Below are 17,709 nucleotides of genomic sequence, written 5' to 3'. Positions count from 1 at the left end.
CTTGGCCCGCCGCCCCGACAAGGAAAACGAACCATGCCCAGACCCATAAACCGCGCCGATTATGCCGCGATGTTCGGCCCCACCGTGGGCGACCGGTTGCGGCTTGCCGATACCGACCTGATCATCGAGGTCGAGCGCGACCTGACGGCCGAGGCCGTGGGCGCCGCCCTAACCGGGGGGCAGGGCAGCAACGCCCTTGCCTATGGCGAAGAGGTCAAGTTCGGCGGTGGCAAGGTGATCCGCGATGGCATGGGCCAGTCACAGGCGACACGCGCCCAGGGCGCGGTCGATACCGTCATCACCAACGCGCTGATCGTCGATCACTGGGGCATCGTGAAGGCGGATGTCGGCCTGAAAGACGGGCGCATCGCGGCCATCGGCAAGGCAGGGAACCCCGATACGCAGCCGGGCGTCGACATCGTCGTCGGCCCGGGCACCGAGGCGATCGCCGGCGAGGGGCGCATCCTGACGGCTGGCGGGTTCGACAGCCATATCCATTTCATCTGCCCCCAGCAGATCGAGGATGCACTGCATTCCGGCCTGACCACGATGCTGGGGGGCGGCACCGGGCCCGCGCATGGCACGCTTGCCACCACCTGCACGCCGGGGCCCTGGCATATCGGGCGGATGCTGCAGGCGGCAGATGCCTTTCCGATGAACCTGGCCTTTGCCGGCAAAGGCAATGCCAGCCTGCCCGCCGCACTGGAGGAACAGATCAGGGGCGGGGCCTGCGCGCTGAAACTGCACGAGGACTGGGGCACCACGCCCGCCGCGATCGATTGCTGCCTTGGCGTGGCCGATGCCTGGGACGTGCAGGTGATGATTCACACCGACACGCTGAACGAAAGCGGCTTTGTCGAGAACACGGTCAAGGCCATGAAGGGCCGCACGATCCATGCCTTCCATACCGAGGGTGCGGGCGGTGGTCATGCGCCAGACATCATCAAGATATGCGGTGAACAGCACGTTCTGCCCAGTTCCACCAACCCGACACGACCCTTCACCGTCAACACGATCGAAGAGCATCTCGACATGCTGATGGTCTGTCATCACCTCGACAAATCCATCCCCGAGGATGTCGCCTTTGCCGAAAGCCGCATCCGCCGCGAAACCATCGCCGCCGAGGATATCCTGCACGACATGGGCGCGTTTTCCATCATCGCGTCGGACAGCCAGGCGATGGGCCGCGTGGGCGAGGTGATCATCCGCACCTGGCAGACCGCCGACAAGATGAAAAAGCAGCGTGGCCGCCTGCCCGAGGAAACGGGGGATAACGACAACTTCCGCGTCCGCCGCTACGTTGCGAAATACACGATCAACCCGGCCATCGCGCACGGGATTTCCGAACATATCGGCAGCATCGAGGTCGGAAAACGCGCCGACCTCGTGTTGTGGAGCCCGGCCTTTTTCGGCGTGAAGCCGGAAATGGTTCTTATGGGTGGCAGTATCGTCATGGCGCAGATGGGCGACCCGAACGCCAGCATCCCGACGCCGCAGCCGGTCTATTCGCGCCCGATGTTCGGGGCTTATGGCCGGTCGGTGGAACATTCGGCGGTCACCTTCGTGTCCGCTGCGGCGCAGGCGGACGGGATCGGCGCGCGTCTGGGATTGGCCAAGCAGACTCTGGCCGTTTCCAACACCCGCGGCATCGGCAAGCGCGACCTGATCCTGAACGACGCCTGCCCCGAGATCGAAGTGCACCAGGAAACCTACGAGGTGCGCGCCGACGGCGAGTTGCTGACCTGCCAGCCCGCCGAGGTGCTGCCCATGGCGCAACGCTATTTCCTGTTCTGAGGTATCCAGATGACAGACCTGCCCCTTGCCCAGATCCTTCACCGCACCGGCCATTGGTCGGGCGATGCCGCAACCGTCACGCTGGATTACGACGCGCGGTTCCTGCGGCGCAAAAGGCTGATGACCGATGATGGCACCGCCTTTGTCGTGGACCTTGCGCAAACCACCTCGCTCAATCCCGGTGATGCGCTGGAACTGGACAGCGGCACGATGGTGCAGGTCGCGGCGGCGGAAGAGCCCGTGCTGATCGTCACGGGCCCAGACCTGGCGCGGCTGGCCTGGCATATCGGCAACCGCCACACGCCCTGCCAGATCGAGGCAGAGCGCCTGCTGATCCAGCGCGATCCCGTCATCGCCCATATGCTGGAACATCTCGACGCCACCGTGACCGAAGGGACCGAGCCTTTCACGCCCGAGGGCGGTGCGTATGGCCATGGCCGCACCCACGCGCATGATCACGGCCACAGCGCCCATGACCATACGCATTCGCACGGTCACGATCATGCCCACTGACCCGCGCCTTCTGACGCTGGCGCAATGGTTATCGCCCAGCTTTCCGGTCGGGGCCTTTGCCTATTCCCACGGGCTCGAGACCGCGGTGCAGTCCGGGTGGGTGACCGATGCGGACACCTTGCAAGAATGGCTGCACGACGTTTTGTGCCAAGGCACCGGGCGCGCGGACGCGATCTGGATCAGGGCCGCGATGCCCGCCGATGCCGAAACGCTGGGTATGCTTGATGCGCAGGCCCGCGCTTATGCCGCCAGCGCCGAGCGCCTGCGCGAGGCGCTGCGCCAGGGTGCGGCCTTCGCGCAGACCGCAAATGCCGTCTGGGCCCTGGACGTGCCGTCCGTTCCCCTGCCACTGGCCGTGGGCGCGGCTGCCGGGCAAATGGGGATGCGCGCGGGCGATACCGTGGCGCTCTACCTGCATGCCTTTGTCTCGAACCTGACCTCGGCCGCGATCCGGCTGATCCCGCTTGGCCAGACCGAGGGGCAAAAAGTGCTCGCCGCGCTGACGCCTCTTTGCGCGCGGATGGCAGACGAAACCCGCGCGCTGACCCCCGACGATATCCATTCCACCTGTTTCCTGTCCGACATCGCGGCGATGCGGCACGAAACCCTGAAAACAAGGTTGTTCCAGTCATGAGCAAAATGAACGGCCCCCTGCGCATCGGCATCGGCGGCCCCGTCGGTGCGGGCAAGACGACTTTGACCGCCCGTTTGGCCGAAAGCCTGAAAGACCGGTTTTCCATTGGCGTCATCACCAACGACATCTACACGCAGGAAGATGCCGAAGCGCTGATGCGGATGCAGATATTGCCCGCCGACCGCGTGATCGGCGTGGAAACCGGGGGCTGCCCGCACACCGCCATCCGCGAAGACGCCAGCATCAACCTTGCGGCCGTGGCGGAAATGGTCGCGCGTCATCCGGGCGTCGAAATCGTGCTGATCGAAAGCGGCGGAGACAACCTGTCGGCCACGTTCAGCCCTGGACTGGCCGACCTGACGCTCTATGTGATCGACGTCGCAGCGGGCGAAGAGATCCCGCGCAAAGGTGGCCCCGCCATCACCAAATCCGACCTGCTGATCATCAACAAGACCGACCTTGCACCGCATGTGGGTGCATCGCTGGACGTGATGGAGCGGGATGCCACGCGGATGCGCGCCGGACGGCCCTTTGTCTTTACCGCGCTGCGCCATGGGCAAGGCGTGGACGCCGTGGTGGCACAGATCGCAGAGCTTGCCGGGCTGGCGGTGCGCGATGCCGCCGAATAGCCCTTACATCAGCGACGGCAGGTAAAGCACCAGCCCCGGGACGGCCAGCAGCAGCGCCAGCCGCACGATGTCCATCGCCCAGAACGGCGTGACCCCCTTGAAGATCGTGCCGGTCGACACATCCCCGACCACGCCCTTCAGGACGAACACGTTCAGCCCCACGGGCGGTGTGATCAGGCTGATCTCGGTGACGACGACGACGATGATGCCGAACCAGACCGGATCGAACCCCAGACCAGTCACCAGCGGGAAAAAGATCGGAACTGTCAGCAGCAGCATCGACAGGCTTTCGAACACGCAGCCCAGCAGGATGTAGATCAGCAGGATCACCGCCATAACCATCCAGGGCGACAGTCCCATGTTTTCGACCATCGCGCGCAGCGCCTCGGGCAGGCCCGCGATGTTGACGAAATTCGAGAAAATCCACGCGCCGATCAGCACCGCGAAAAGCGATGCGGTGGTCATGGTGGTTTCTTCCAGAACCTCGCGGATGTCACGGAATGACAGGCTGCCGCGCAGTAGGGCGATCAGAAATGCGCCCATGGCGCCCATGCCGGCGGCTTCGGTCGGAGAAAATGTCAGGTAGATCGGCCAGAAATCCAGGATGCCGTAAAGCCCGCCGATCACCAGCCCGAACAGCAGCAACACGGCCCAGACGCCCTTGATCGCGCTCCAGCGTCCGGCCCAGTCGGTGCGTGTACCGGCAGGGCCCGCATCGGGATCGCGGGCGACGGTGATGCGCACCGCGACAAGGTAGAACAGGATGCCAAGCGCGCCGGGAATGATGCCCGCGATGAACAACTGCCCGATCGAGGTTTCGGTCAGGATGCCATAGATCACAAGGATCACGCTTGGCGGGATCAGGATGCCTAGCGTGCCGCCCGCCGCGATCGATGCGGTGGACAGCCCGTCGGAATAGCCGAACTTGCGCATTTCCGGCATCGCCACCTTCGACATCGTGGCAGCGGTCGCCAGCGACGACCCGGAAATCGCGGCAAAGCCGCCGCAGGCGACGATCGTGGCCATCGCAAGCCCGCCGCGCATATGCCCGAGAAAGGCGTTGGACACCGCGTACAGCTCGCGGCTGATGCCGCCCTTGTTCACGAACAGCCCCATAAGGATAAACAAAGGAACGACCGACAGGCCGTAATCCTGGCTGGTGTCGATGATCAGCCGGGCCGCCATGGAAATCGCGCCGCGCCAGCTGGTTTCGATCATGTATCCGACCAGCCCGACCAGCCCCATGGCAAAGGCGATGGGCATGCGCAAAAGCACCAGCACGAGGACGGCGGCGAAACCGATAAGCGATTCAGTCATTGCGGATCAGTCTCAGCTTGGAAGGGGCAAACAGGATCACGGCGCCACGCAGGATCAGCACCAGGGCGGTGGCAAAGCTCATGATCGCGATGAACCACCCGATCAGGTATGTGGGAATGTTCAGGTATTCGGTCTGATCGCCATAGCTGCGCGCGCGCTGCGCCAGGTCGATCACGCGGCTGGCCGGGAAATACAGCATCACGCCGCAGGCGAGGTTCACCACACCGTCGCGCAGCCGCGCAAGGTGCATCCGCGCAAACAGCGGGTCCAGCAGATCGACCGAGATATGCTGACCGCGCGCGGACAGCAACGGCAGGGCCGAAAACACGATCACCGCGATGGCGATGCGGGTCAGCTCGGTCGCGGCCTCGATCGGTGCGTTGAAGGCGGATCGCAGGATCACATCGCAGAACGTCAGCACCATCAGCGCGAAAAGCGTGATCGAAGCGACAAGGATGGGAAGAACTGCGGCCAGCTGGGCAAGGCGTTTCAGCAGGGACATGCGGGCAGACCGGATTGGGGGAAGGGGCCGGAGATAGGCCGGCCCCTTCGCGTGGGTTTACATCGATTCCTTGGCCATCTCGGCCTTGACCATCTCGTATGCGGCCTGGGCGTCGATGCCGGTCGCAGCGATTTCCGCCAGGATCTTTTCACGGACGCGGGCGGCCATATCGGCGAATTTCGCCTGGTCGGCCTCGGACGCGGTGACGATCTTGTTGTCGCCGGCCTCTTCGGTGGCCTTGCGGGCGCGGTCGTCGCTGTCGTCCCATGCCTTGCCCATCATGCGGCTGAAGGGTTCGCCGAACACGTTTTCTTCCAGCGCTTTCTGCGCGGCTTCGGGCAGGCTGTCGAATTTTTCCTGGCTCATCAGCACGGCGAACGAGCCGCGATAGAATCCGCCGGGCATTTCGTAGACGTTCTTGGCAACTTCGTTCAGCTTGAAGCTGATACGCTCACCCATGTTCATCGCCACGGCATCGGCCGCGCCGCTATCGAGCGTTTCATAGACCTTGGGTGCGGGCACCTGGATACCGACAAGGCCCAGTTCGGCGCCGACATCGGCGGAAACACCGCCGCCAAGGCGTGTTTTCAGGCCGTTCAGATCGTCGAGCGAGGTCACTTCCTTGTTCGAATGGATCTGACCCGGGCCGTGGGTGGACAGGCCGATCAGCTTGACACCGCGATGTTCGTCGAGCTGTGCCAGATGCGCCTCATGGACGCGCCAGTAGGCAACCGAAGCGGCCTCGGCGTTGCCTTCATAGCCCGGCAGCTCGATCAGCTTGGTCGCAACGAAGCGGCCTGGCTGGTAGCCGTGGAAAATAATGGTCACGTCGGCCGCGCCATCCATCACCAGGTCCATCTGGGCCGGGGGCGGGGCAAGGCCCATCTTGATTTCCGCGGTCACTTCGCCTCCGGTCGCTTCGGCCATCATGTCGGCCAGACCCTGCAGCATCTCCGTGTTGATCGGATGGGTCGGCGGCAGCCAGCTCGAGATCACGAGGTTCTCTTCGGCAAAGCTTGCGGTGGCGGCGGCCACGGCAATCGCGGCGCTGGCCATCAGCTTGGTCAGTTTCATGTCATTACCTCCCGTTTGCGCGCCGGACCGGTTGCGCCCGGCGATTATATGCAATTTCATATATCCACAGAATCACTGGCTTGTGAACCTGTATTTTGTAAAATCGACCACACGGTCGGTTTTTCTGTCAAGGATTCACTGACCTATGCAACCTGAGGGAGGGAGGACGCATGAGCACTCAGCCGATATCCGCAGACAAGGCCAAGGGGTTTGACCTGGCCGCACCGCCGGCGGGGTTCGTGGACGATCCGTTCCCCTGGTATGCCGCGCTTCTTGAACACGCGCCCGTATTGCCGCAGCCGGACGGGTCCGTGCTGCTGTCGCGCCACGCCGACCTTGAGCGGATCTACAAGGACACCACGCTTTATTCGTCCGACAAGAAACAGGCATTCGCCCCGAAATTCGGCGTCGGCAGCCCGCTGTTCGAACATCACACGACCTCGCTGGTTTTCAGCGATCCGCCGCTGCACACACGCGTGCGCAAGATCATGACCTCGGCGCTGACGCCGCGTGCGATCCAGCGGATGGAACCCGGCCTAGTTTCGACCGTCGATTACCTGCTCGACCGGATGGAAGGGAAGGACGAGGTCGACCTGATCGAGGATTTCGCAAGCTCGATCCCGATCCAGATCATCGGCAACCTGCTGGATGTCCCGATGGATGAGCGAGGGCCGCTGCGCGACTGGTCGCTGGCGATCCTTGGGGCGTTGGAGCCGACGTTGACCGAAGAGCAACTCAAACGCGGCCATGACAGCGTGACCGAGTTCAAGACCTATCTCGAAGATCTCGTTGCCCGCCGCCGCGCAAAACCGGGCGATCCCGAAACCGACGTTCTGACCCGCCTGATCCGGGGCGAAGGGGCCGATGCGCAACTCAGCGAGATCGAGCTGCTGCAAAACTGCATCTTCATCCTGAACGCGGGGCACGAAACCACCACGAACCTGATCGGCAACGGGTTGGCCCTGCTGAACGATCACCCCGAGGAAAAGGCGCGGCTGCTGGAAAATCCGGGCCTGATCACCACGGCGATCGAAGAGTTCCTGCGCTACGCCTCGCCCAACCAGTTGGGGAACCGGGAAACCACGCAAGAGATCGAGATCGACGGCCTGAAAGTGCCCAAGGGCACAAACCTGCATCTTGTGATTGGCGCGGCCAACCGCGACCCGGCCGTATTCGACGACCCGCAAAGGTTCGATATCACGCGCAAGCCGAACCGCCACCTGGCCTTTGCCGGGGGGCCGCATGTTTGCGTCGGGCTGACGCTTGCACGGCTCGAAGGGCGCATCGCCATCGGCCGCCTGTTGGAGCGGTTTCCCGACTACCGGATCAAGGAAGGGCGCGAACTGGGGGGAAGGATGCGGTTTCGCGGCTATGCGAAACTGCCCGCCGTCATGCAATAGCCGGGGTCAGCCCCGGCTTTCGGGGTCAAGCTCGCGCAGCAACGCGGAAAGTGCGGGTTTCAGGCGCGCGCCATCCCCGCCTTCGAGGATGGAAAGCACCTGCGCCTCGTGAATGCGGGCATCGGCAACAAGGCCTTGCGCCAGGGTCCGGCCCTTGTTGGTCAGCCAGACACGGACACGGCGCCGGTCTTGTGCGTCGCCTTGCCGTGTGACCAGCCCGCGCTCTTCCATCTGGATGATGATCTTTGTCAGCCGCGATTGTTCGATCAGCGAAATCCGTGCAAGCCGCGTGATCATTTCGCCGTCGCGGTCATGCAGCCACGCAAGCACCCGCCATTCCGGCACGCGCAGACCCTTTTGGCGCACTTCGGCATGAAACTGCGCGCTTGCCGCCTCGCTTGCCGCGGCGAGCAGGTAAAGCAGGTAATTCGAGACGAATCCCTCTTCTCCTTCTGCGCCTTCGTCATGTGGTGCGGTGGCGTTCTGCATCGTCGGTCCTTTGTCTCGGGCCCTTCCAAAAGCCGGGAAATACCGGAAAAGTCAACGAAAAGGGCGTTTGGCCGGCTTGAAAGAAAAGGCTTGACCGAAATTATATGAATTTTCATACTTATCGGCAAGGGAGACGCGACAATGACCAAACAGACGCTGCGCGTGATGCGGATCCGCCCGCTGACAGCGCGCATTTCCGAATTCACTCTGGCCGCGCCACAAGGCGGCGCACTGCCTGATTGGGATGCCGGCGCGCATATTCGCGTCGATGTGGACGGCGGCGACCGCGCCTATTCCCTGATCGCCTGGGACGATGCGCGCACCGCGCCCGGCCAGTTCACGATCGCCGTTCAACAGGAAGAGGACGGTGCAGGTGGATCGAAATTCATGCACACGCGCAAGGAAGGCGACGAAGTGCAGGTTGCCGCACCAAAATGCGATTTTCCCGTGACGCCGGGCGCCCACGCCGTTCTGCTGGCTGGCGGTATCGGGATCACGCCGATGATTTCCATGGCCGCCGCACTGCGCGCGCAGGGAACTCCTGCGACCCTTCACTACGCCGGGCGCAGCCGCGATGTGATGGCCTATGCCGATGAGCTTGCCGACATGCTTGGCGGCGATCTGCACATCCATTGTGACGACGACGACAGCGCGCTGGATCTCGATGCTCTGATCTCGGGGATGGGCGATCGGCACCTCTACATCTGCGGTCCCAAAGGGCTTATGGACGCCGCCCGCTCACGCGCCGAGGCGGCGGGCATCCCGGCCGACCGCGTGCATGTCGAACTCTTTGACAACGGCAGCGCCGGGCAAGAGGGCGACCAGCCTTTCGAAGTCGAAATAGCATCGACCGGCCAGACTTTTACCGTCCCGCCCGGCAAGACGATTATCGAAGTGCTGGAAGAAGGCGGTATCGACCTGATCTATGATTGCCAGCGCGGGGATTGCGGTATCTGCCAGACGGACGTGATCGAAGGCACCCCCGATCATCGCGATGTGGTACTGTCCGACGCTGAAAAAGCCGAAGGCAAGGTCATGCAAATCTGCGTCAGCCGCGCGAAATCCGAGCGGCTGGTTCTGGACCTGTAAGGGAGAACGAAATGGGACGTTACACCGATAATCCGCAGGCGGTCGCCGCGCTGGTGCGCGGGCGCGAAGTGCACCGCGATGTCTATATCGACCCTGAAATCTATCGGCTCGAAATGAAGCACCTGTTCGCCAATGCGTGGGTCTTCGTCGGCCATGACAGCCAGACGCCCAACAAGGGCGATTATTTCACCACCCAGATCGGCGACCAGCCGGTCATCATGGTTCGCCACACCGACAACGAGATCAAGGTTCTCTACAACCGCTGCCCGCACAAGGGCACCAAGATCGCGATTGACCGCACCGGGAACACCGGCAAGTTCTTTCGCTGTCCCTATCACGCCTGGTCGTTCAAAACCGACGGCTGCCTTTTGGCGATCCCGCTGAAGAAAGGCTACGAAGGCACCGGGCTGGAAGATCAGCAAACCGGAAAGGGAATGAAGGCCGTCGGCGCGGTACACAATTACCGCGGCTTCGTTTTTGCCCGCCTCGCAGAAGAGGGCATTTCCTTTGACGAATTCTTTGGCGACAGCCTGTCATCGCTCGACAACATGGTTGACCGCTCGCCCGCCGGCCGGCTCGAGGTTGCAGGCCCGCCCCTGCGCTACATGCATCAGTGCAACTGGAAGATGCTGGTCGAAAACCAGACCGACACCTGCCACCCGATGGTCGCGCATGAAAGCAGCGCGGGCACAGCGGTGCAGATCTGGAAAGACCTGGGCTATACCGAAGATGATCCCAAGCCGCCCGCGATGGAAATCATCGCGCCATTCATGTCGCCCTATGAATTCTTTGAAAACATGGGGATACGGACCTGGCCCAACGGGCACGGCCATACCGGCGTGCATCATTCGATCCATTCGAACTACTCGGCGATACCGGGGTATTTCGAGGCGCTGACCGAAACCTATGGCGAGGAAAAGGCAAAGGCGATCTTGTCCGAAAACCGGCACAACACCGTCTATTTCCCCAACATCATGATCAAGGGCCCGATCCAGCAGCTGCGTGTCTTCATTCCGCTCGCTGCCGACAAGACCCTGGTCGAAAGCTATATCTACCGCCTTGTCGACGCGCCCGACGAATTGCTGGCCCGTACCGCGATGTACAACCGCATGATCAACGCGCCGACATCAATCGTCGGGCATGACGACCTTGAAATGTACGAACGCGCACAAGAGGGGCTGCATGCCGACGGGATGGAATGGGTCAACGTCCAGCGGCTCTATGAAGAAGACGAAAACTTCGACGAAGAGCGCGTGGAAAACGGCACCACCGAACGCCAGATGCGCAACCAGTTTCATGCCTGGGTCAAGTTCATGACTGCCGACATGACCACCAAGGAGGCCGCGGAATGACCATCACGCGCGACGACCTGATCGATTTCATCTATGACGAAGTCCGCATGCTGGACGAAGGCCGCTATGACGAGTGGCTGGAACTCTGGCTGCCCGATGGTCACTACTGGATGCCGCTCGACTGGAAGCAGGAAGATCCGCTTCACGTGACCTCGTTGCTTTACGAGGATCTCTTCATGCTCAAGCTGCGGGTCGAACGGCTCAACGGCGCGCGCACCTTCAGCCAGAAACCCAAAAGCCGCTGCCACCATGTGATCCAGCGCCCCTTCGTCGATGATATGGACGAGGCCGCCGGGCGCTTTGTCACCAACACCAACATGCATTACGTGGAAACGCGGCTGGATGATCAGTTCCTACTGGCGCTGACCGCCACCCATGAACTGAAGTTGGTCGATGGCAAGTTGCGCATCGCGAACAAGCGGGTCGATCTGCTGAATTCCGATGCAGCCTTTGGCAATATCCAGCTACTGCCATGATCGCAGCAGATTGCCCAAGTATCTACGCGGCCTTTGCCGCCAGTGCGGCGCACTGGCCGGATCGCGATATGCTGTGCGTTCTGCCCGAAACGGCAGGCGTATATGGAATCGAAGCCGGAAACATACGCTATAGTATGGTGTCTGGGCTGGTCGATGAGATCGCGGGAAATCTGGCGGATGCCGGCTATGGCGCAGGGCACCGCGTCATGGTTCTGCTGGAAAACCGGCCCGCATTCTTTCTCTGGTTCCTCGCATTGAACAAGATCGGCGCTTCGATCGTTCCGGTTAACCCCGATCTGCGCGCGGCCGAGTTGTCCTATATGGTGGGGCACGCGGAACCTGCGCTAGCGGTTTCTGTAGGGTCGCGGGTCGATGACCTGGCGCAGGCCGCGAAAGAGGCGGCAGTTACCATGCCGGTCATAGCCCCTGGCGATCCTGTGCCGGCACCGCGCGCCGATGCCAACATCGCCAAAGGTGAGCAGGAAAAAGCAGAAGCAGCAATGCTTTACACGTCGGGAACGACCGGGCAACCGAAAGGCTGCGTTCTTCCGAACGAATACTTCCTGATGGCCGGGCGCTGGTATGCCGGGGCAGGCGGGTTGTGCGCGTTGTCGACGGACGGTGAGCGGATGATTACGCCGCTTCCCATCTTTCACATGAACGCGATGGCCTATTCGCTGATGGCGATGATCGCGGTTGGCGGGTGTCTGACGGTGCTTGACCGGTTCCATCCGCGCACCTGGTGGCAATCGGTGCGCGACAGCAGGGCGACCTGCCTGCATTACCTGGGTGTAATGCCATCCATGCTGATGGGCATGGCGGAAACCGAGAATGACAAAAACCATACGGTAAGGTTTGGTTTTGGGGCCGGGGTTGATCCGAAACTGCACGAAGCCTTTGAAAACCGCTTTGGCTTTCCCCTGATCGAGGCATGGGCAATGACCGAAACCGGGGCTGGTGCGGTCATCTGCGCCAATCACCTGCCGCGCCGTGTCGGTGAAAGCTGCCTGGGCAAGCCGGGCGCTGATCTGGAAATCCGTATTGTCGACGATCATGGCAACGACACCGGCGGTGCGCCGGGCGAATTGCTGGTGCGTCACGCGGGCGACGATCCGCGCCGGGGCTTTTTCGCCGAGTATTACAAGAACCCCGCCGCCACCGGCGAGGCCTGGGAAGGCGGCTGGTTCCACACCGGCGACATCGTCCGGCAGGAACCGGACGGGTCGATGTTCTTTGTCGACCGAAAGAAGAACGTGATCCGCCGCTCGGGCGAAAATATCGCCGCGGTCGAGGTCGAATCCATTCTGATGCGCCACCCCGCGATCCGGTCCGCCGCCGTTGCGGCCGTTCCCGACGCTGTCCGCGGCGACGAGGTGTTCGCCTGTCTTGTCGTCGATGACCCGTCCCCGCAAATGGCCGAGGACATAACCCGCTGGTGCCTGACGCAGCTCGCCTACTACAAGGCGCCCGGATACATCGCATTTGTCGATGTCCTGCCGCTGACGGCAACGCAGAAGATCCAGCGAGGCGAACTCAAGACAATGGCCGCCGATCTGCTGGAGGCCCCCGGCACACATGACCTGCGCCACCTGAAGAAACGGAGCGCGGCATGACGCGCGCGCCCTATGACGGCGTTGTCCTGACCTGCCCGGTGACGGTGCCCTATGTGCGCTATTCCAACGAAACCGCCCATTGGTGGATCGCGCGCGGGCTGCGCGGCGCTTTGGATGCGGCGGGGTTGAAGCCGGCGCAGATCGACGGGCTGTCGATCAGTTCCTTTACGCTTTTTCCCGATACACCAGTGGGCCTGACCCAGCATCTCGGGCTCAGCCTGCGCTATCTCGACACGATCCCGATGGGCGGGGCCAGCGGCGTTGTCGCCGCACGGCGCGCGGCGCGCGCTGTGCAGGCGGGCGATGCCGATATCGTGGCTTGTGTCGCGGGCGATGCGAACCGGATCGACAGTTTCCGCCAGCTTTTGTCCGCGTTTTCGCGGTTTTCGCTGGATGCCTCCTACCCCTACGGGTTTGGCGGCCCGAACGCGACATTCTCCCTGATCATGGATGCCTACATGGCCGAATACGGCGCCACGCGCGCGGATTTCGGGCGCATCGCGGTGGCCCAGCGTGCCAATGCCCTGCGCAACCCGCATGCTTTGATGAAAAAGCCCCTCAGTCTCGAAGATTACCTGGGCGCCCGCATGATCTCGGACCCGGTCGCACTGTTCGACTGCGTGATGCCCTGTGCCGGGGCCGAGGCCTTCCTTGTCATGCGCGAGGACGAGGCCATCCGCCGCAACCTGCCTTTCGCCCGCATCCGTGGCACCATCGAACGCCACAACGCCTTTGCCGATGATCCGGTGCAACTGCGCGGCGGTTGGGCGATGGATATCGACACGCTGTATGCACAGGCGGGATGCGCGCCGCAGGATATCGACCTTTTGCAGACCTACGATGACTATCCGGTAATCTCGATGATGCAGATCGAAGATCTGGGTTTCTGCGAAAAGGGCGCCGGGGCAGAGTTCGTCCGCGCGCACGACCTGACGATCGAAGGCGATTTCCCCCACAACACCAGCGGCGGGCAACTGTCGGTGGGTCAGGCCGGCGCCGCTGGCGGATATCTCGGCATGGTCGAGGCGATCCGACAGGTCACCGCCCAGGCTGGCCCGACGCAGGTGAAAGACGCGCGCCTTGCCATGGTGTCGGGGTTCGGCATGGTGAACTACGACCGTGGTGTCTGTTCCGGCGTCGCGATACTCGAGGGCGCGTCATGACCCTGACAGGACCAAAGAAGAAAGACCCGCAAAAGCGAACGATCGTGCCGACCTTGCCGCCGGCCACGCGCTCGCGCGCGGGCCTTGGCCTGTCGGTCGCCGCCGCGCAAGGGCGGTTCGCCCTACAGCACTGCGCCGAATGCGGCGCGGTGCAATATCCCCCGCGTGACGCTTGTCACGCCTGCCTGTCCCATGACCTGTGCTGGAAGGATACGCAGCCGTATGGAAAGGTGCTGGCCGAAACCCGCGTCCAGGCCTCGCCCGACCCGTATTTCCGCGAACGCCTGCCCTGGCGCATGGGCAGCGTCCGGCTGACGGCCGGCCCGGTCGTGCTGGCGCATCTGGTCGATGTCCGGCGCGGCGAGGACGTGCAGGTCGAATTGCGTCTCGACCGCGCGGGGCAGGGCGTGATGATCGCCCGCCCGAAAGAAAGGAGCGACGACATGGAAGACGACCCCGTTCTGCGCGCGATGGGCACGCATCCCAAACATCGCCGCATCCTGATTTCCGATGCCACGCATCCCGTCGCGCGCCCGTTGATCGACGCGCTCTTTGCGGCCGGTGCCGCGCATGTCTTTGCCGGCGTACCCGAGATGTGGCGCCGCCCGCACGGTGTGTCGGCGCTCGAAGGGTTGGAGAATGTCAGCCTTCTGCCGCTCGACGTGACCGATCCGCAAAGCCTCAAGGATGCTGCGTCGGAAATCGGTGGCAAGGTCGACATCCTCATCAACACCGCGCGCCACATCCGGCCCGGTGGCGTGCTGGGCCAGGACACCACCGCCGCCCGCGACGAGATGGAGGTGAACGCCCTCGGCCTGATGCGGCTGGCGCAGGCATTCGGTCCGGGCATGGCGGCGCGCACGGCCGATGGGGTGAACTCGGCTGCGGCTTTCGTGACGGTCCTGTCGGCCCATGCGCTGTCGCCCGATCCGGCCTTTGGCGCTTTCAACGCCAGCCAGGCGGCGGCGCGGTCCATCGCGCAAACCCTGCGCGCCGAATTTGCGCCCTCGGGATTGCGCGTGGCCTGCGTTTATACCGGCCCGACCGAGGATGAATGGCACCAGTCGCTGCCGCCGCCAAAGGTCGCGCCAAAGACATTGGCGCGGTCCATCGTCGACGGGCTGCAAAAGGGGCTCGAAGACATCTATTGCGGCGATGTGGCCCGCGACCTGGCCGAACGCTGGCGCAGCGATCCGGGGCTGTTGGAACGCGAAATAACGGGGGGCGGGGCATGAGCGTGCTTGACCAGCTAACCGGCGCACTGGCCGGAGGTGACGTGCGGGTGGTGGACCTGACCCATCGGCTCGATCCCGATTTTCCCGTTATCGTCCTGCCGCCCGAATTCGGCCAATGCGCCCGTTTCCGAATGGAAGAGGTCAGCGCCTATGACCACCGCGGGCCGGCCTGGAAATGGCACAACCTGACCCTGAACGAACATACCGGCACCCATTTCGACGCGCCGATCCACTGGGTGTCGGGGCGCGACTGGCCGAATGGCGCGGTCGACGAAATCCCTGCCGAACACCTGATCGGCCCGGTCTGCGTGATCGACTGTTCGGCCGGTGCCGCGCAGGACGACGATTTCGAACTGACGCCCGAAATCATCCTTGAATGGGAGGCCGCGCATGGCCCGATCCCGGCGGGCGCGTGGGTTCTGATGCGCACCGACTGGTCGCTCAGGGCCGGGGCCGACTACCTGAACATGGCCGAAGACGGGCCGCACTCTCCTGGTCCCACGCCCGATGCGATCCGCCTGCTGCTGGACCGCGACATTCGCGGGTTCGGCACCGAATGCGTGGGCACCGACGCCGGGCAGGGCGCGCATTACGACCCGCCATATCCGGCGCATTTCCTGCTGCACGGTGCGGGCAAATACGGGCTGCAATGCCTGTGCAACCTCGATCGCCTGCCGCCCAGGGGCGCCGTGCTGATCGCACCCCCGCTCAAGATCAGGGGCGGCACCGGCAGCCCGCTGCGCGTTCTGGCCCTGATACCCGGAGGATCGAAATGACCGACTACACCGCCGTCATCACAGGGGCGTCCAAGGGCATCGGGCTGGATTTGGCCAAACGGCTGCTCGACCGGGGCTACAGCGTGATCAACCTGTCGCGCAACGCGCCCGATTTCACCCATGACCGGTTCGAAACCATGGCCGTCGACCTTCTGGATGCGGACGCCGTCAATGACGTGGCCGCGGGGCTGGCCGACCGGGGCGTCACTCATCTGGTGCACAATGCCGGGCTGATCTGGCCCAACCTCGTGGAAGAGGCCGAGCCGAGCGACATAACCGGCCTTGCGCAGCTTCACCTCGGTTCGGCGCTGACCCTTCTCAAGGCGGTTCTGCCGGGGATGAAGGCACGTCACTTCGGCCGGGTGATGTTCAACGGATCGCGCGCCGCGCTGGGTGTGCCGACGCGCACCGCCTATTCCGCGACCAAGGCTGGTATGGTCGGCATGGCGCGCACCTGGGCGTTGGAACTTGCGCCCCACGGCATCACCGTGAACGTGGTGGCGCCGGGGCCGATCCAGACGGACAATTTCTGGGGCATCATCCCCAAGGGCTCGGACCGCGAATCCGAACTGGCCAAGCGTATTCCCGTCGGACGGCTCGGCACGACCGAGGATGTCTCGAATGCGTTCCTGTTCTTCTGCGCGCCGGAAAACGGGTTCGTTACCGGGCAGGTGCTTTATGTCTGCGGCGGTGCAAGCGTGGGAACGATTGCCCTTTAATCCCCCATCGCCCGCAACACTTGCCGGATCGTGCCGCGAACGGCGACCGTGGCGGCCGATGCCGCGCGGTCGCGCGCGGTGATCAGCGTGATCTCTCGGGCGATCACCGGGTCGGTCAGAGGCACCGCGCGGATAGGGCGTTCGCCCACCGCAGCGCGGGCATAGGCGGGCAGAACGGCACAGCCCAGACTGCCGGCCACCAGTGCCAACGCGGTTCCGATCTGGTGTACCTCATGCCGTGGGCGCAGCGGGACTTGCGCAGTTTCAAAGCCGACTTCGGTCAGCAGCCGTATGCCGCTTTCGCGGGTCAGGGTGATCAGGTCCAGCTTTGACAGCCCGGACCACGTCAACGGGCCATGTTCCGCGTCGCGTGGCACGAACACCATCAATTCGTCGCGCAAGACCGGCATGCTATCGAACCCGTCCGCACCCGGTGGAAACGTCCCAAGACCAAGGTCGGCCTGCCCGTTGCGCACATGTTCGGTGATCGCGTCGGTGCCAAGGTCGGTGATCTTGACCTCGATCCCTGGGTGGGCCGCCGCGATCTTTCTCAAAGCCTGCGGCAAGGCCGTCGCGGCCAGCAGGGGCGGGGCGGCCACCCGGACCGTTCCGCGCCGAAGCAGGCTAAGGTCTTGCACCTGTTCGACGGCACGCCCGATTTCCTCCAGCCCCGCCAGCGCCTGCGCGGCAAAGGCCGAGCCCGCCTCGGTCAGGTCCACGCGCCGCGTCGTCCGGTCGAACAGCCGCGCGCCCAGGGCGGTTTCGAGGTCGCGGATGACTTGCGACAAGGCCGGCTGCGAGGTGCCAAGGCGTTCGGCCGCGCGGGAAAAGCTGGAAAGCTCGGTAACGGCCTGAAAGGCCTCGATCTGGCGTAGGGTGATTTTCATGGTGCAATCATATCATTATTCTTATGAATATATATATAGTGTCGCAA

General features: G+C 63.4%; 18 protein-coding genes. 13 read left to right on the top strand and 5 right to left on the bottom strand.

All coding sequences use genetic code 11. From position 1 onward, the window contains the following. Positions 1-33: 33 nt before the first annotated feature. Genes ureC through ureG form a run of 4 tightly spaced genes read left to right on the top strand, consistent with a single transcriptional unit; the run spans position 34 to position 3,570 of the window. Positions 34-1,794: an urease subunit alpha gene (gene ureC, locus BLT50_RS06445; RefSeq protein ID WP_090027789.1), complete on the top strand. Its 1,761-nt coding sequence runs from the start codon at positions 34-36 to the stop codon at positions 1,792-1,794. Between the two features lie 9 nt (positions 1,795-1,803). Further along, on the top strand, positions 1,804-2,307 hold the full coding sequence (gene ureE / locus BLT50_RS06440) for an urease accessory protein UreE (protein WP_090027784.1): 504 nt from the start codon (positions 1,804-1,806) through the stop codon (positions 2,305-2,307). Then, positions 2,267-2,941 (top strand): urease accessory protein UreF, encoded by a 675-nt coding sequence (locus tag BLT50_RS06435; RefSeq protein WP_245723307.1) that lies wholly within the window; start codon positions 2,267-2,269, stop codon positions 2,939-2,941. The genes ureE and BLT50_RS06435 overlap by 41 nt, the downstream gene beginning before the upstream one ends. Then, entirely contained in the window at positions 2,938-3,570 is a 633-nt protein-coding gene (gene ureG, locus BLT50_RS06430) for an urease accessory protein UreG (RefSeq protein WP_090027778.1), read from the top strand. Before BLT50_RS06435 ends, ureG begins: the two co-directional genes overlap by 4 nt. 3 nt (positions 3,571-3,573) lie before the next feature. Here ureG and BLT50_RS06425 read toward each other — a convergent pair whose 3' ends face one another. Genes BLT50_RS06425 through BLT50_RS06415 form a run of 3 tightly spaced genes read right to left on the bottom strand, consistent with a single transcriptional unit; the run spans position 3,574 to position 6,463 of the window. Beyond that, positions 3,574-4,887 carry a TRAP transporter large permease gene (locus BLT50_RS06425; RefSeq protein ID WP_090027776.1) on the bottom strand — a complete coding sequence of 438 codons (1,314 nt, stop codon included), beginning with the start codon at positions 4,885-4,887 and terminating at the stop codon, positions 3,574-3,576. Beyond that, positions 4,880-5,389: a TRAP transporter small permease gene (locus BLT50_RS06420; RefSeq protein WP_090027773.1), complete on the bottom strand. Its 510-nt coding sequence runs from the start codon at positions 5,387-5,389 to the stop codon at positions 4,880-4,882. The genes BLT50_RS06425 and BLT50_RS06420 overlap by 8 nt, the downstream gene beginning before the upstream one ends. Positions 5,390-5,446: 57 nt before the next feature. Next, the gene (locus tag BLT50_RS06415; RefSeq protein ID WP_090027771.1) at positions 5,447-6,463 is read right to left on the bottom strand and encodes a TRAP transporter substrate-binding protein; all 1,017 of its coding nucleotides are present in this window, start codon (positions 6,461-6,463) and stop codon (positions 5,447-5,449) included. Between the two features lie 170 nt (positions 6,464-6,633). Here BLT50_RS06415 and BLT50_RS06410 point away from each other — a divergent pair, with 170 nt between their 5' ends. After that, positions 6,634-7,863, top strand: coding sequence for a cytochrome P450 (locus tag BLT50_RS06410; RefSeq protein ID WP_090027769.1), 1,230 nt, complete (start codon positions 6,634-6,636; stop codon positions 7,861-7,863). A 6-nt stretch (positions 7,864-7,869) separates the two neighbouring features. Here the strand turns inward: BLT50_RS06410 and BLT50_RS06405 are convergent, their stop codons facing one another. Continuing rightward, positions 7,870-8,352 (bottom strand): MarR family winged helix-turn-helix transcriptional regulator, encoded by a 483-nt coding sequence (locus BLT50_RS06405; RefSeq protein WP_090027765.1) that lies wholly within the window; start codon positions 8,350-8,352, stop codon positions 7,870-7,872. A 141-nt stretch (positions 8,353-8,493) separates the two neighbouring features. Between BLT50_RS06405 and BLT50_RS06400 the strand changes: the two genes are divergently transcribed. From BLT50_RS06400 to BLT50_RS06365, 8 genes are read left to right on the top strand one after another with little or no spacing between them, the layout of a single operon-like run. After that, positions 8,494-9,441, top strand: a complete 948-nt coding sequence (locus BLT50_RS06400) for a PDR/VanB family oxidoreductase (protein ID WP_090027763.1) — start codon at positions 8,494-8,496, stop codon at positions 9,439-9,441. 11 nt (positions 9,442-9,452) lie between these two features. Next, the gene (locus BLT50_RS06395) at positions 9,453-10,793 is read left to right on the top strand and encodes an aromatic ring-hydroxylating dioxygenase subunit alpha (protein WP_090027761.1); all 1,341 of its coding nucleotides are present in this window, start codon (positions 9,453-9,455) and stop codon (positions 10,791-10,793) included. Continuing rightward, positions 10,790-11,269: an aromatic-ring-hydroxylating dioxygenase subunit beta gene (locus tag BLT50_RS06390; protein ID WP_090027759.1), complete on the top strand. Its 480-nt coding sequence runs from the start codon at positions 10,790-10,792 to the stop codon at positions 11,267-11,269. Before BLT50_RS06395 ends, BLT50_RS06390 begins: the two co-directional genes overlap by 4 nt. Next, positions 11,266-12,882, top strand: a complete 1,617-nt coding sequence (locus BLT50_RS06385; protein WP_090027757.1) for an AMP-binding protein — start codon at positions 11,266-11,268, stop codon at positions 12,880-12,882. Before BLT50_RS06390 ends, BLT50_RS06385 begins: the two co-directional genes overlap by 4 nt. After that, on the top strand, positions 12,879-14,045 hold the full coding sequence (locus BLT50_RS06380) for a thiolase family protein (RefSeq protein WP_090027755.1): 1,167 nt from the start codon (positions 12,879-12,881) through the stop codon (positions 14,043-14,045). Before BLT50_RS06385 ends, BLT50_RS06380 begins: the two co-directional genes overlap by 4 nt. Next, positions 14,042-15,280, top strand: a complete 1,239-nt coding sequence (locus BLT50_RS06375; RefSeq protein WP_090027752.1) for an SDR family NAD(P)-dependent oxidoreductase — start codon at positions 14,042-14,044, stop codon at positions 15,278-15,280. The genes BLT50_RS06380 and BLT50_RS06375 overlap by 4 nt, the downstream gene beginning before the upstream one ends. Then, on the top strand, positions 15,277-16,056 hold the full coding sequence (locus tag BLT50_RS06370; RefSeq protein WP_090027749.1) for a cyclase family protein: 780 nt from the start codon (positions 15,277-15,279) through the stop codon (positions 16,054-16,056). The genes BLT50_RS06375 and BLT50_RS06370 overlap by 4 nt, the downstream gene beginning before the upstream one ends. Next, positions 16,053-16,775 (top strand): SDR family oxidoreductase, encoded by a 723-nt coding sequence (locus tag BLT50_RS06365; RefSeq protein ID WP_090027746.1) that lies wholly within the window; start codon positions 16,053-16,055, stop codon positions 16,773-16,775. The genes BLT50_RS06370 and BLT50_RS06365 overlap by 4 nt, the downstream gene beginning before the upstream one ends. Here the strand turns inward: BLT50_RS06365 and BLT50_RS06360 are convergent. After that, positions 16,772-17,662: a LysR family transcriptional regulator gene (locus BLT50_RS06360; protein WP_090027743.1), complete on the bottom strand. Its 891-nt coding sequence runs from the start codon at positions 17,660-17,662 to the stop codon at positions 16,772-16,774. The genes BLT50_RS06365 and BLT50_RS06360 overlap by 4 nt on opposite strands. Between the last annotated feature and the right edge of the window lie 47 nt (positions 17,663-17,709).

Source organism: Lutimaribacter saemankumensis (genome assembly GCF_900100005.1).
In the GTDB taxonomy this organism is placed as follows: domain Bacteria; phylum Pseudomonadota; class Alphaproteobacteria; order Rhodobacterales; family Rhodobacteraceae; genus Lutimaribacter; species Lutimaribacter saemankumensis.
Note: the sequence above shows the minus strand (reverse complement) of the source record. Positions and strands in the feature narration are given on the sequence as shown.

Bases quoted from the DNA above. Each gene is read 5' to 3' on its own strand.
- ureC (WP_090027789.1), top strand. From the start codon at position 34: ATGCCCAGACCCATAAACCGCGCCGATTATGCCGCGATGTTCGGCCCC.
- ureE (WP_090027784.1), top strand. From the start codon at position 1,804: ATGACAGACCTGCCCCTTGCCCAGATCCTTCACCGCACCGGCCATTGG.
- BLT50_RS06435 (WP_245723307.1), top strand. From the start codon at position 2,267: ATGACCATACGCATTCGCACGGTCACGATCATGCCCACTGACCCGCGC.
- ureG (WP_090027778.1), top strand. From the start codon at position 2,938: ATGAGCAAAATGAACGGCCCCCTGCGCATCGGCATCGGCGGCCCCGTC.
- BLT50_RS06425 (WP_090027776.1), bottom strand. From the start codon at position 4,887: ATGACTGAATCGCTTATCGGTTTCGCCGCCGTCCTCGTGCTGGTGCTT.
- BLT50_RS06420 (WP_090027773.1), bottom strand. From the start codon at position 5,389: ATGTCCCTGCTGAAACGCCTTGCCCAGCTGGCCGCAGTTCTTCCCATC.
- BLT50_RS06415 (WP_090027771.1), bottom strand. From the start codon at position 6,463: ATGAAACTGACCAAGCTGATGGCCAGCGCCGCGATTGCCGTGGCCGCC.
- BLT50_RS06410 (WP_090027769.1), top strand. From the start codon at position 6,634: ATGAGCACTCAGCCGATATCCGCAGACAAGGCCAAGGGGTTTGACCTG.
- BLT50_RS06405 (WP_090027765.1), bottom strand. From the start codon at position 8,352: ATGCAGAACGCCACCGCACCACATGACGAAGGCGCAGAAGGAGAAGAG.
- BLT50_RS06400 (WP_090027763.1), top strand. From the start codon at position 8,494: ATGACCAAACAGACGCTGCGCGTGATGCGGATCCGCCCGCTGACAGCG.
- BLT50_RS06395 (WP_090027761.1), top strand. From the start codon at position 9,453: ATGGGACGTTACACCGATAATCCGCAGGCGGTCGCCGCGCTGGTGCGC.
- BLT50_RS06390 (WP_090027759.1), top strand. From the start codon at position 10,790: ATGACCATCACGCGCGACGACCTGATCGATTTCATCTATGACGAAGTC.
- BLT50_RS06385 (WP_090027757.1), top strand. From the start codon at position 11,266: ATGATCGCAGCAGATTGCCCAAGTATCTACGCGGCCTTTGCCGCCAGT.
- BLT50_RS06380 (WP_090027755.1), top strand. From the start codon at position 12,879: ATGACGCGCGCGCCCTATGACGGCGTTGTCCTGACCTGCCCGGTGACG.
- BLT50_RS06375 (WP_090027752.1), top strand. From the start codon at position 14,042: ATGACCCTGACAGGACCAAAGAAGAAAGACCCGCAAAAGCGAACGATC.
- BLT50_RS06370 (WP_090027749.1), top strand. From the start codon at position 15,277: ATGAGCGTGCTTGACCAGCTAACCGGCGCACTGGCCGGAGGTGACGTG.
- BLT50_RS06365 (WP_090027746.1), top strand. From the start codon at position 16,053: ATGACCGACTACACCGCCGTCATCACAGGGGCGTCCAAGGGCATCGGG.
- BLT50_RS06360 (WP_090027743.1), bottom strand. From the start codon at position 17,662: ATGAAAATCACCCTACGCCAGATCGAGGCCTTTCAGGCCGTTACCGAG.